Below are 12,393 nucleotides of genomic sequence, written 5' to 3'. Positions count from 1 at the left end.
TTCTGCACTGCAGCATACTCCTTTTTACTGTTTAGCTAAAGCTTTCGTAAGGTTGTTAATCAACTCCAAGAAAGTTTCGATGGATTCATTGGTGTACGTGTCGTTTGGAGCATAAACGATTTGTTTTTGAGTAATAGCAGTGGTGTTTTTCAGAGCAGGTGAGTTATCAATAACGTCTTGAGCCGGAACGGCACCTTCTTCAGCAGATACAGCCGCATCCCGATCCAGTACGAAAATCCAATCCGGATTGCTTTGCGCGATCGCTTCAACAGAAATATCATCACCTTGATGATCAGAAGAAGATTTGTCCACTTCTAGTGCCGGAACCCAGCCGAAAATATCATACAATGGTCCCCATACACGTCCAGTAAGAGGAGCCGAGAAACCGATGTTTCCACCAGAAACGACAACACTCATAATTTTATCTTCACCGTTATAAGCGGCCTTAGCTTCTTCAATAGCTTTATCAAAATCAGCAATCAGTTGGGCAGCTTCTTCTTGCTTCTCGAAAACTTTTCCCAAATTGGTTGTTGCATCTTTAAGTCCATTAACAAAGTTTTCTCCAGGTGATGCTGTTTCTTCAAGCTCAATATTAAGGTCGATCACTGCTGCATTAGGTACTAATTTTTTGATGTCTTCATAGTAACTAGCAAACCGTTGACCAACAATGACAAGATCAGGCTGTATTGATGCCAATAGTTCAAGGTTTGGTTCGCGGTGATTCCCAATATTTTGTACCGATTCATCCGCCACATATGGTGAATCCGCAGGCATTACATCCTTCGGCGCTGCTGCCAATTTGACGCCCCAAGTGGACAGAGTCTCAAATGTTCTGTTATCCAGAGCAACGACCTTCGTTGGATTTACAGGCACAGTTACCGTTCCATGAGCATCCGTAATTTCAACTGTTGTGGCTGTAGCTGTAGTAGCAGCATCGGAAGTTGCAGCCTCTGTATTCGCAGTATCCGTCGAAGCAGGTTCATTACTTGAACAAGCTGCCAATACCAAAGTTAAAGCTGCAACCATGATAAACATTAATTTTGAAGAATTAGACTTTCTCATTTAATTTATATCCCCCTAGATTTAGAAAATTTGGATTCCCACGCAGCGTACTGTGTTGGATAAACTCAGTATTATATACCTCCTCCGACGTAAATTTAGAAAATAAACTTAACCTCTTTTCACTGTAGTACTGAGTAACAAAACAACAAATGATAGTGATTATCAATATCAATAGGTTATATTATAACAAGTTAGATGGCATTTTCAACAACCTAATTGTTTTAATTCATGGCGAAATTATGAACCAAATATTCCATTGTGTGTATTTATATGCATAAAAATCGACATTTCAATACAAAAAAAGAAGCATCACTGTGTGATACTTCTTTTGCGGTAAGAACTCTTTATACATTTATATTTCTCATCGAAATGATCTGATTTTTCACCAACATTCTTATTTCATCGACTCAGATAATTCTGTGAAAATAACACCCAGCGCATACGCGCCAGCATCCGGGTAGCCCAGACTACGATCGCCGACGGCACCTGCACGTCCCATACGCGCCACGATGTCTTCGGTTTTCTTCGCACCTTCAACGGCTGCTGCTGCACCTTTGGCAAATGCTGTTTTGAAGTCATCGCCAGACTCCGCACTTTGAGTCCAGGAATCGGCACACGGAACGAGTGCATCAATCAAGGTTTTATCACCTACAACGGCACCACGTCCGAAGGAACGTTCTCCTGTAGACTGAATCCCTTGCACCGCTGCATGGATCATCTCGGCGAATTCAGCAACGTTTAATTGCTGTTTATCCCCTACTGCTTTGCCAGCCGCACGGAATGCCGAACCCCAGATTGGGCCGGATGCGCCGCCACAATATTCCATGATGACCAAGGAACATGCATCGAGGAATGATCCGATGTCTTTTTTATCTTCGTTAATGATGTGATTCCATTCGCGTTTCAACTGGCGGAAGCCTTTTGCCACACTCATACCGAAATCGCCATCACCGGCATGGGAATCCAATTCACAGAATGGTACTTCATTCTTGATGATGATCTCACCCATTTTATCGATCAGATAGACGACATTGTCCAGTGAAAATTGATTGCCTTTGATGACCGCAGCTGATGCATCCGTCTCCACTTCGTAAGATACAGGAGCGTCTTCACCCACAACAGCTTCCAGCGCTTCGGAATACGCCACTTGTGCTGCTGGAGGGCCGGATACTTTAAATGCAGGTGTATCACTTTCCTTGAACAACAGCGTTTTTAGTTCGTCATCCAGTTTCAGGATCGTAACCGATGCACCCGCCATATCAATACTTGTCATGTAGTTGCCCACAAACGTAGTAGCAACCTTCAGACCTGCATGTCCTGCAAGCTCACGTTGAACGGAATTGTTGAGCAAATACAGCTCTTGCAAAGGTGTTGCTCCAAAACCATTCACGAGTACTGCAATCTCCGCAGAAGCATCCTTATCCAGCTTCATATCTGCGAGCAATGCTTCGACCATACGTCCTGCCAATTCATCAGCCGAAACAATTTTCTCCCGGCGAATTCCTGGCTCGCCATGAATACCTACACCGAATTCCATCTCATCTTCAGCAATTTCGAATGTAGGCGTGCCTTTGGCTGGCACGGTACAGGATGTGAATCCAAAACCAATACTGCGCACATTCTGAGCTGCTTTCTCAGCAACGGATTTCACATCTGCCAGACTGCGGCCTTCTTCGGCTGCTGCTCCGGCAATCTTGTGAACCAGTACAGTTCCGGCAACACCGCGACGTCCAACGGTATACAAACTGTCTTGTACAGCAATGTCATCCTCAACACGCACATACTGTACGTCGATGCCATCCTCTTCTGCCAGATGCGCCGCATTCTTGAAGTTCATCATGTCGCCGCTGTAGTTCTTGATGATCAAAAGTGTACCCTTGTTGCTGGCTGTTGCCTTGATCGCTTGATACACCTGGATTTGGGAAGGAGATGCGAATACATCTCCACACACCGCTGCATCCAGCATGCCTTTACCCACATAACCAGCGTGAGCCGGTTCATGTCCGCTGCCTCCGCCACTGATCAGGCTGACTTTATCGGCCTGAATCTCTCTGCGTTTGATGACTTTATATTTTTTCAGAAATTCAAGCTCCGGGTGTGCAAGCGCAATCCCGTTGCACATTTCCATAACAACATGTTCGGCCTGGTTAATAATTTTCTTCATTATTTTACCTCCCGGCGAGCTGCTTTGTACTCACGGCCCATGCGGTCAGCCGCTGCAATGGCAGCAGCTACTTCAGGAACGGTGATTGGGAACGGCATGGCGTGAATGGATTCTTCCGGAATACAAGCGATCTCTGCCACTTTCAACAGTTCTTCCTGACTAATCGTATCTACACCGATATCCGCCAAGCTGATCGGCAGTCCCACTTCGAGACAGAAGTCCATGACCTCATGCAGCTCTTCAGTTGGTGCATTTTCAAGAACCAGTTGTGCAATTGTACCGAAGGATACTTTTTCACCGTGGAAGAAATGATGTGTGCCTTCCAGAACAGTCAAACCGTTGTGAATTGCATGTGCTGCGGCCAGTCCGCCACTTTCGAATCCGAGACCTGACAGCAGAATGTTTGTCTCAACGATGTTTTCCAAGGCTTGTGTCACAACGTTGCTGTCACTCGCTACTTTCGCTTTTGCACCATCAGTCAGCAGCATTTCATAACACAATTTTGCCAGTGCAAGTGCCGCATTGGTTCCTACTGCTGATGGTGTGTATCCTTCGCGGGAACCCATTGGCAGACTTGCGTTTACACGGGAATAGGATTTCGCTGTTGCTCTTGCTTCGAAGTATGTAGAGAGCGCATCTCCCATACCAGATACGAGGAAACGTGTTGGTGCATTGGCAATTACAGTTGTATCAACGAGAACCACACTTGGGCTTTGTTTGAAGTAAGCATAGTCATCGAAAGAACCGTCCGGTGTGTACAATACAGCGGAGTGACTTGTCGGTGCGTCTGTTGCCGCAATCGTTGGGCAGATGATCAGTGCTTCGCCTTCAGCTACACATTTAGCCGCATCAATGGCTTTACCACCACCAAGACCGATGGTAGAGTCACATCCTTTTTCCTTCGCGATCGCTTGCAGACGAGCAACTTCCTCACGGGAACATTCCCCTTTAAAACCGCTTTCAACAAACGTAATATTAAATTTCTCGGCTGTTGCATCCAGCTTTGCTTTGACACGCTGTACATCATCCGGATGTGCAATAAGCAAGGCAGATTCTCCAAAAGATTTAACAAAGTACCCCAGGTTCAACAACTCGTCTTCGCCTTGTACATATTTGGTTGGGCTGATAAATGCTTTTCTCATAATATTATATGCCTCCTATTGATATGAATTGGTTTAGTGATTACATCAAATTTTAATTTCTTACAATTGACCTTAATATAACGCATGAGCAACAGGTTTACAGTGGACTTTGATAACAAATTATTATAATTTACAATCGTAATTTTTTGCTTTTTGGCACAATCATGGTATCTTATTGTCATGAGATGGTTGAATTTTGACCTCCCATTATACATTACCCGTCATCATTACATCTTAATATGTACAACTTGCTAACTTTTAACGGCCTAAATTATGAATCTGGTTAGCCTATGGAGGTTGCACCAATGATCAAAGAATATCTGCATATCAATAAAATTCTGGACCTTAATAAATGGAAGCGTCTACAAGATTCTCTCGCAACAGTAACCAAACTGGCGATCCTCACCGTTGATTATAAAGGCATTCCCGTAACCAGTCACAGTAGCTGTCAGGCTTTCTGCCAGAATGTGCGTAAAGACCCGGAGCTTCTCCCCTACTGCCAAAAATGTGATTCACGCGGTGGTCTGGAAGCCGTTCGATTGAATGAACCTTATGTGTATTTATGCCATTTCAATATTATAGATATCGCGATTCCGATCACGATTGATGGCAAATATATCGGCGCCGTCATGGCAGGACAAGTGAAACTCGCCGATCCGGAAAAGGGTAGCGACTTGGAGCAAATTGTCACGTCCAAAAACGTACCCATGCATGCAGCCAAGCTGGAGGAATTAAAGGATGATTACGCCCAGCTACCTGTGATGACCTATGAAGAGATTGTGAAAATCTCCAACATGTTATCCCTGCTCTGCAACTACATTGTGGAAGAAGCGCTAAACAAAAATCTGTTAGTTGAAATGTTCGAGAAAGCTTCAGGCAATCAGGAGACTCTAAACCTCTCCACCATTCTGCCGGGTTACTCCATTCGTAATATCGAGTCGATCAAAAAAGAGATGACCAATGCGATAGCGGATGCTTATCTCAAAAATAGCCCAAGTGACACGGAAAGCTCCAGTCCGGTGCTCCAGCCTGCTTTTGAATACATTCACAGTCACAAAAGCGAACAGGTTTCGCTCAAACAAATGGCCGAACTATGCCACCTAAGTCCAAGTTATTTCAGCAGGCTGTTTGCCAAGGAAACGGGTGAAAACTTCACAACCTACCTGGCAAAACTCAAGATTAAATGGGCCAAGCAATTGCTGGAGGTCACCGACATGCCTGTCTCACAGATCAGTGATGAGCTGGGATTTAATGAATCGGGATATTTTATCAAAATATTCAAAAAGTTCGAGGAAATTACGCCTGCCCTCTATCGCAAATACCTTCAAGAGAAAATGTAGATTCACTGATACTTTTTTCGTATCAAAGATGAGGTTAAAAGATATTTCACCTATTAATCTGCCATTGTTACAATGGAGTCCAGATGACTTAGGGAGGCGACATGAATGGAATATCGCAAATTAGGAAACAGTGGATTAACCGTCAGTGAGATTTCACTCGGCAACTGGATTACGCATGGAGCGCAAGTCGAGGATGGAATAGCAGAAGCTTGTGTTCAAGCCGCATTGGAGGCAGGTATTACTACATTTGATACCGCAGACGTGTACTCCAATACCAAGGCAGAAACCGTACTGGGACAGGCACTTAAGGATATACGAAGAGAAAGTATTGAACTGTGTACCAAAGTCTGTCATCCAACCGGCACAGGTCATAATGACCGCGGACTTTCACGTAAACACATCATGGAAGCCTGCAATGGTTCATTACGGCGCTTACAGACGGATTATATCGATGTCTATTACGCTCACCGTTATGATTACAACACTCCGCTGGAAGAGACGTTTCTGGCATTCTCCGATCTGGTGCGTCAGGGCAAAGTTCATTACATTGGCGTAAGTGAATGGAACGCGGATCAGATTGCACGAGCAGCCGCTTTGGCGAAGGAACTTCATGTCCCCTTCATTGCAAGTCAGCCGCAATATTCAATGTTATGGCGTGTGATTGAGCAAGAAGTGGTGCCTGCAAGCGACCAAGCAGGACTTGGACAGATTACATGGTCTCCTCTTGCTCAGGGTATACTATCAGGCAAATATGCGCCTAACGCAGCATTGCCCACCGGATCACGTGCAGCTGCTGAGGCAGGAGCACCCTTTTTCAATAAACTGGCTGGTCAGTGGTTACGTGAAGATGTTCTTACCGCTGTGCAACAACTTGTTCCACTCGCTAAAGAGATTGGTCTAACTCTCCCCCAACTCGCTGTGGCGTGGGTTCTTCAGCATACGTATGTTGGTTCCGTCATTATCGGTGCATCCCGGCCAGAGCAGGTATTGGAAAATGTAAAAGCTTCTGGTGTGAAACTGGACTCTGCGATCATGACTCGTATTGATGAAATATTGAATCCATGGATTGAGCGTGATCCAACCAAGACGGGTTAAACACATTCATCAACAAAGTTCATAAAACGTGATACCACTTCCTGATTCATATCCGTCCGCCATGCCGTGTACAACGGTACGGAGGGCGGATTTTCTTGTAATGGGAGAAAGACTACACCCTTTCGCTGGAACACATCCACCGATGAAGGAACAATAGAAATGCCCATGCCTGCCGCAACGAGATTCACAATCGTATACATTTGGATCGCTTCCTGCGTAATTCGAGGATCTACGCCATACTCCCTGCAATAATCCAGAACGAGACGATGGAACGGAGAGCCCAGATGCCTTGGGAATAAAATAAAATCTTCATCCGCCAGTTCTCGAATTGAAACTTGAATCTGAGAAGCCATCGGGTGATGATCTGGCAATACGGCAATCAACGTTTCCATCTGACAGGGGCGGAACGAGACATGACGAGTATCTTCCTGATATCGCAAAAATCCAATATGGATCTGTCCGTCTTCCAGTGCCTGCAATTGTTGGGACGAAGTCATCTCACGCAGCGTCAATTCAATCTGCGGATATGCAGCGCGAAATTTCCTAAGAACATCCACCATAATGCTCCCCGAAGCCGAATCCACAAAGGCTATGGTTATATGCCCGATGATGCCCTGATCCGCCTTTTGTGTAAGCTGAATAGATCGATCAAGTTGGGCCATGATCAGTCTGGCCTGTTCCAGAAATACGGCACCTGCCGGGGTGAGACGAACCATTTTTCTGGTGCGCTCCAACAACTTCACGCCAAGCTCATCCTCTAAATTCTGAATCTGCTGGCTCAGCGGTGGTTGCGTCATATTTAATTTTTCCGCTGCACGGTGAAAATGAAGTTCTTCTGCCACGGTGATAAAGTATCTTAACTTCCGAATATCCATAAGCCGATTGCGCATCCTTCCGTCTACCTTGTTAATTCATCTGTTCCTGAACCCAGATTGCCGACTCAGCCAGCATAGTCATCAATTCATTAAAGTCCACAGCAATCTCCCGCAGAGGAGTTTCCCCTGCATCGTGGATCAACATCAGCACCTTGCCTGAATTTTGATCCAGTATTGCCATACTTCCTTCACCAAATCCACCAATCGGGAAAGGCTGGAGGTCAGCTGGCAGCTCGTATTCTTTCTCATATTCACGGTATACTTCCAAAAAATCCGGATAAGCCCAGCTCAGTTCTTTCACCGAATACAAGGCAGGGTCGCCGAAGTTACATGCACCGAACTCAAGTAAAAGTGCGCGATACGCTGCGGGCAGTTTTACATTATGCTTTTGCTCAAAATCCTCAATGCTCTGTTGTTTCTCAGGAGTACACCCATCTCCCATTGTTGTATCGTAAGCCTTCACCAAAAGATCACGAATCGGTTCCAATTCTATTGACGTCATTTGAACTCCCCCTTAAGGTACCTTTCCCCACTGATCAGCCGTTGTGAATTCAATAGTTCTCCTTGAAGCGCAACACCTTACCCAAACAAGAGTCGAGCATTAAAATCAACTTCTTATCTCACCTGTTTACGCAACTCTTGATCCAGCCATTCCAGTGCTGCACGCAGCTTGTCCTGAGGAACTTTCTCATAACGATCACCCGTAGACAGTTCAAAGGCACAGCTGTTCCCACTTGTTTTGTTCAGATATGAAGTCATTCCTATGCCATACTGCTGAGCCATTTGCACAAGAATTGGTTCAACTTCGGCCGCAGCGAGCGCAAAGTGCACATGGAACATATTTGATACCGGTACCTCGGGTAAGGTATGTATCCCGTGACACGCATTCAGTAGGGAAGCGAGTTCTTGAGCCTGCTCGTAATACAACTCCATTTTGCCAATCCGTTCATTGAAATAATATTGAGAACTCAGAATATACGGATACAGACCGATCAGATCTCCGCCGTGCCGACGTTTCCATACTTTCGATTCCTGCATCACATCGGGATCTCCCGCCAATATAGCCCCCGCAATACCTCCAATGCCTTTGTAAAAGGAAACATACACCGTATCAAACAAACTGCAAATCTCCGCAGGCGTTTTCTCATAATAAGGAGTGATCTCAAACAGGCGTGCCCCGTCCAAATGCAGCTTAATCCCGCGTTCACGGCAATAGGCCGAGATCGCTTCCAGTTCTTCATACGCCGGTAATTGCCCACCAATCTCACGTTGTGGCAGTTCTAACAGCAGACAGGCAATGTCCTGATCAAGCGCTTGTACATCTTCCAAACGAATCAAACGATCCTTGTCCGCAAGTAAAATTGATTCAATCTGATGCAACTCTTTCAGTCCGTCTTCCTCATGGATTTCCAGATGACACAGAGGGTGATAAGCTACTCGTTTTATCCCTTTACGATCACACCAGATCCGTAATGCAATCTGCTGTGCCATCGTTCCACTTGGGAAAAACACCGCCGATTCCTTGCCAAGAACGTCAGCCATCTGTTGCTGAAATTCTTCAATGAGGGGGCCGTTGCCGTAGTGGTCACTGAACACCTCTCCATCGATCTGGTCCAGTACGTGCTGAAGTACCTTCACTTGGCGACTGCCATGACCACCTACAATAAAGTCTGCCTGATTAAATGCATCACCCAACGTTAACGCAGTTTCTTTCAAGATCACTCACTCCTTTATAGTGCATGTTCATAAACGGACTTTTGAACAACCTCTTATAGGTCTGGTTCTGTAATAATCTCAACCAAAGCGCTGAGTGCACTAGATATATGTTCACCACGGGAATACACAAATCCTACTTCCAACCGACAATAGGGATCAGGCAAAGACATCACCGCGATCTCACCTCTTAATTCTGCTTTGGTAACCGAAGAGCGTGGCAGCAATGATACGCCGAGCCCGGCAGATACACCATTCAGAATCGTGTCCAGTGTTCCATATTCCATGATGTTAAGCGTGTGGATACCCTGATCTTTCAAAAAGGATTCCGCCTGATCGCGATGAGTGCATCCGATCTCAAAAAACAACATCGGCCTGGACAATAACGTGTACATCTCATGCACTCCGGGTTCAGCGATCAGCACCAATTCCTCGTCATACATCTTCATATAGTTCAGCTCAGGATGATCAATCGGGCCATATATTAAGGCTCCATGCAATTCATGTTGGATGACCTTCTGGTTCAGTTCATGGGTCCCACCCGTGACAAGCGAATGTTGTACTTCCGGGTAGCATGAAGTATATTCAGCCAGGAGCGGCGTCAGAAAAGTAGAAGCTGCTGTCTCTATGGCACCTAGACGAAGCATGCCCGCTGGTGGGTTACCCACTTGTGTGGCCTGCTCTGCTTCATATAATAATTCCAATATTCTATCCGCATACCCAAGCAGGTTCTCTCCTGCTGGTGTAAGCGACATCCCCCGATTGGAACGATGAAATAGCGGTACTTGCAGTTGGTTCTCCAACTGTTTAATCCGTGCTGTTACATTGGACTGCACATAATTAAGTGAGAGCGCAGCTTTACTGATACTACCTTCGCGGGCAACCGCCTGAAATATTTTCAAATCACCTGCATCCATACCCTGATCACCTGCTCGTCGTTATATCGGCATTCTGCATCATCCGATTCATGCAAAGTGCTTATCTATTATTTTTAATGATACTGACAATCATTTTTGTTCATTTTACGTGAATCTGCTCCGTCTGTACAATGAAGCTCAGTAGTGAAATCTGGCTACACTGACAGGAGGAATATTGAACATGAAAGCTATTGTCCATTCGGCCCAGAGCGGCCTTGCAGGTCTTCAATATACAGAGTCAATGTCTCGGGCACCAGAAGCCGGGGAAGTGCAGATTCAATTAAAATCCGCTGGTATCAACCATCGGGATCTATTCATCATGGCAGGACGCGGCCCTCAGGACATCCCACTCGTTCCCGGTTCCGATGGAGCAGGTATTGTCGTAGCGATTGGCGAAAGCGTAAGAGGGTTCGCGATAGGAGATGAAGTCATTATCCATCCTACACTCGGTTGGGAACATGCATCTGAAGTGCCGACCGTACCCGATATTGTTGGTGGCCCTACGGATGGAACACTGGCTCAATATATAACGTTGCCTGCTGAAAATGCCCTGCCTAAGCCAGCCCACCTATCCTGGGAGGAAGCAGGTGTGCTGCCCCTTTCAGCGCTGACGGCCTATCGCGCCTTATTTACTCGCGGTGTATTGAAGAAAGGTGAACATGTGCTCATTCCCGGTATTGGCGGTGGTGTTGCAACCTATGCTCTGCTCATGGCGGTTGCGGCTGGTGCCAAGGTGACCGTCACATCCAGAATTGAAGCCAAAAGAAATGAGGCACTTCGCTTGGGTGCTACCCATGCATTGGATAGTCATGCCGATTGGAGTACGCAGAACGATCTGGAACCTGTGGACATCATCTTGGATAGCATCGGACAAGCCATGTTCCCCAAATATTTTGATATAATCAGACCAGGTGGACGTATCGTGATGTATGGTGCAAGCTCGGGGGATGATCTGACCCTACCGATTCGCTCTATCTTTTTCCCGCAGATCAGTCTGATCGGCACCTCTATGGGCAGCCGTGAGGAGTTTATCCAGATGCTGCAATGGGTGGAGCAACATGACATACATCCTGTAATTGATGGCGTATATCCATTGCAAGACGTAGCAAAAGCATTCGAACGCATGGAAAAAGGCGAGCAGTTTGGTAATCTGGCTATCCTTATGGAGTGATATCTATTTTGAGATGGGCCTTCATGAATTGTTGAAAATTGATTTACGATAATGGGGTGAATCCATCTGACCCGTCTCGCTAAACGTATACTAATTGTTCTTATTGCTATTATCATTGTGGCCCAAATTCCTATGTTAAAAGAAACCTTAGCCCGAGGAGTTACTACGTTATATGTGAAGATAAAGTATCCCGAACATTCCTTTCAATTCCAAGACTTCATCTACGAGTCTCATTTCGGAAACTATATCATTTCTTATACTGATCAAGACGAACAACGCATTAGTCTGATGCTTGAGCCCAATTTTTTTCCGGCGCTCATTACGTATGATCCATTGAATCAACCCATGAAATGACTAGTTTGTTCACACTATGAATCATTCAGGAGGTATCGATATGGACAATAGATTACATTTGGTAGAATTGGTTCGCAAACTGATGGACTCTGAAGGATCGGAAGCCGAGTTGGATGACATGTTAACGGAGCTACAGCAGCAGGTTCCACATGCGGAGATCAGCAATCTGATTTTCTGGGATGATCGAGACCTGACACCTGAACAGATTGTGGAAGAAGCCTTGGCTTCCCGTCCAATCATTCTCCCGCCCAAGCCATAATATTCTTCAGGAGGTGAACGGTAGGATATGTCTGACATGTCTGATTTAAATCATAATAACAACAATGTACACCCTGATTTCAACGAAATCAGTGGTGAAGAAAACATATTAGTCAGAGGAGCGGCCTTTGCTATTCTTGTTGCACATCAACAAGTTAATGGTGCAGCATCGGCGCTAGAATCACTTCAATCCGATCCTGATTTTGGCTCTTCTGCAATGCAGGTACTGCATTCGAAACAAGGAAGTAATAATCAATAAACCAAGTTTACCCTCCCCAATTTCCATAATTTCGTTATAATGG

Annotated in this window: 12 protein-coding genes; 5 read left to right on the top strand and 7 right to left on the bottom strand. The window is 45.6% G+C overall.

Annotation, left to right across the window (positions count from 1 at the left end; all coding sequences use genetic code 11):
- Positions 1-24: 24 nt before the first annotated feature.
- The 3 genes from MHH92_RS04680 to MHH92_RS04670 form a co-directional block, all read right to left on the bottom strand.
- Complete coding sequence (locus MHH92_RS04680; RefSeq protein ID WP_340902291.1) at positions 25-1,062, bottom strand: siderophore ABC transporter substrate-binding protein; 1,038 nt, start codon at positions 1,060-1,062, stop codon at positions 25-27.
- Between the two features lie 394 nt (positions 1,063-1,456).
- A complete protein-coding gene (gene dhaK / locus MHH92_RS04675) occupies positions 1,457-3,226 on the bottom strand; it encodes a dihydroxyacetone kinase subunit DhaK (RefSeq protein WP_340902289.1) in 1,770 nt (589 codons plus the stop codon).
- The gene (locus MHH92_RS04670; protein ID WP_017690500.1) at positions 3,226-4,368 is read right to left on the bottom strand and encodes a glycerol dehydrogenase; all 1,143 of its coding nucleotides are present in this window, start codon (positions 4,366-4,368) and stop codon (positions 3,226-3,228) included. Before MHH92_RS04670 ends, dhaK begins: the two co-directional genes overlap by 1 nt.
- A 305-nt stretch (positions 4,369-4,673) precedes the next feature.
- On the opposite strand from MHH92_RS04670, the gene MHH92_RS04665 reads away from it, so the two are divergent.
- On the top strand, positions 4,674-5,708 hold the full coding sequence (locus MHH92_RS04665) for a PocR ligand-binding domain-containing protein (protein ID WP_340902285.1): 1,035 nt from the start codon (positions 4,674-4,676) through the stop codon (positions 5,706-5,708).
- 105 nt (positions 5,709-5,813) lie between these two features.
- Positions 5,814-6,803, top strand: a complete 990-nt coding sequence (locus MHH92_RS04660) for an aldo/keto reductase family protein (RefSeq protein ID WP_340902284.1) — start codon at positions 5,814-5,816, stop codon at positions 6,801-6,803.
- On the opposite strand, the gene MHH92_RS04655 is transcribed toward MHH92_RS04660, so the two are convergent.
- From MHH92_RS04655 to MHH92_RS04640, 4 genes are all read right to left on the bottom strand, one after another.
- The gene (locus MHH92_RS04655; RefSeq protein WP_445744699.1) at positions 6,800-7,678 is read right to left on the bottom strand and encodes a LysR family transcriptional regulator; all 879 of its coding nucleotides are present in this window, start codon (positions 7,676-7,678) and stop codon (positions 6,800-6,802) included. The two genes, MHH92_RS04660 and MHH92_RS04655, sit on opposite strands and share 4 nt — an antisense overlap.
- A 31-nt stretch (positions 7,679-7,709) precedes the next feature.
- The gene (locus MHH92_RS04650; RefSeq protein ID WP_127550479.1) at positions 7,710-8,180 is read right to left on the bottom strand and encodes an SMI1/KNR4 family protein; all 471 of its coding nucleotides are present in this window, start codon (positions 8,178-8,180) and stop codon (positions 7,710-7,712) included.
- Positions 8,181-8,293: 113 nt separating this feature from the next.
- The gene (locus MHH92_RS04645; RefSeq protein ID WP_340902276.1) at positions 8,294-9,394 is read right to left on the bottom strand and encodes a threonine aldolase family protein; all 1,101 of its coding nucleotides are present in this window, start codon (positions 9,392-9,394) and stop codon (positions 8,294-8,296) included.
- 53 nt (positions 9,395-9,447) lie between these two features.
- Positions 9,448-10,308, bottom strand: coding sequence for a LysR family transcriptional regulator (locus MHH92_RS04640; RefSeq protein ID WP_340902275.1), 861 nt, complete (start codon positions 10,306-10,308; stop codon positions 9,448-9,450).
- Positions 10,309-10,489: 181 nt separating this feature from the next.
- Here MHH92_RS04640 and MHH92_RS04635 point away from each other — a divergent pair, with 181 nt between their 5' ends.
- The 3 genes from MHH92_RS04635 to MHH92_RS04625 all read left to right on the top strand — a co-directional run bounded on the left by MHH92_RS04635 (position 10,490) and on the right by MHH92_RS04625 (position 12,350).
- Positions 10,490-11,479: a quinone oxidoreductase family protein gene (locus MHH92_RS04635; RefSeq protein ID WP_340902274.1), complete on the top strand. Its 990-nt coding sequence runs from the start codon at positions 10,490-10,492 to the stop codon at positions 11,477-11,479.
- 394 nt (positions 11,480-11,873) lie between these two features.
- Positions 11,874-12,092, top strand: a complete 219-nt coding sequence (locus MHH92_RS04630) for a hypothetical protein (protein ID WP_340902272.1) — start codon at positions 11,874-11,876, stop codon at positions 12,090-12,092.
- A gap of 27 nt (positions 12,093-12,119) precedes the next feature.
- A complete protein-coding gene (locus tag MHH92_RS04625) occupies positions 12,120-12,350 on the top strand; it encodes a hypothetical protein (protein WP_340902271.1) in 231 nt (76 codons plus the stop codon).
- Positions 12,351-12,393 lie beyond the last annotated feature (43 nt).

The sequence above is a fragment of the Paenibacillus sp. FSL M7-1414 genome, from assembly GCF_038003195.1.
Classification (GTDB): Bacteria; Bacillota; Bacilli; order Paenibacillales; family Paenibacillaceae; genus Paenibacillus; species Paenibacillus amylolyticus.
The sequence above is the reverse complement of the archived record's forward strand: the minus strand, read 5'-3'. Positions and strand labels throughout refer to the sequence as shown.

Coding starts and splice junctions, on each gene's coding strand:
- MHH92_RS04680 (WP_340902291.1), bottom strand. CDS start 1,062: ATGAGAAAGTCTAATTCTTCAAAATTAATGTTTATCATGGTTGCAGCT.
- dhaK (WP_340902289.1), bottom strand. CDS start 3,226: ATGAAGAAAATTATTAACCAGGCCGAACATGTTGTTATGGAAATGTGC.
- MHH92_RS04670 (WP_017690500.1), bottom strand. CDS start 4,368: ATGAGAAAAGCATTTATCAGCCCAACCAAATATGTACAAGGCGAAGAC.
- MHH92_RS04665 (WP_340902285.1), top strand. CDS start 4,674: ATGATCAAAGAATATCTGCATATCAATAAAATTCTGGACCTTAATAAA.
- MHH92_RS04660 (WP_340902284.1), top strand. CDS start 5,814: ATGGAATATCGCAAATTAGGAAACAGTGGATTAACCGTCAGTGAGATT.
- MHH92_RS04655 (WP_445744699.1), bottom strand. CDS start 7,678: ATGGATATTCGGAAGTTAAGATACTTTATCACCGTGGCAGAAGAACTT.
- MHH92_RS04650 (WP_127550479.1), bottom strand. CDS start 8,180: ATGACGTCAATAGAATTGGAACCGATTCGTGATCTTTTGGTGAAGGCT.
- MHH92_RS04640 (WP_340902275.1), bottom strand. CDS start 10,308: ATGGATGCAGGTGATTTGAAAATATTTCAGGCGGTTGCCCGCGAAGGT.
- MHH92_RS04635 (WP_340902274.1), top strand. CDS start 10,490: ATGAAAGCTATTGTCCATTCGGCCCAGAGCGGCCTTGCAGGTCTTCAA.
- MHH92_RS04630 (WP_340902272.1), top strand. CDS start 11,874: ATGGACAATAGATTACATTTGGTAGAATTGGTTCGCAAACTGATGGAC.
- MHH92_RS04625 (WP_340902271.1), top strand. CDS start 12,120: ATGTCTGACATGTCTGATTTAAATCATAATAACAACAATGTACACCCT.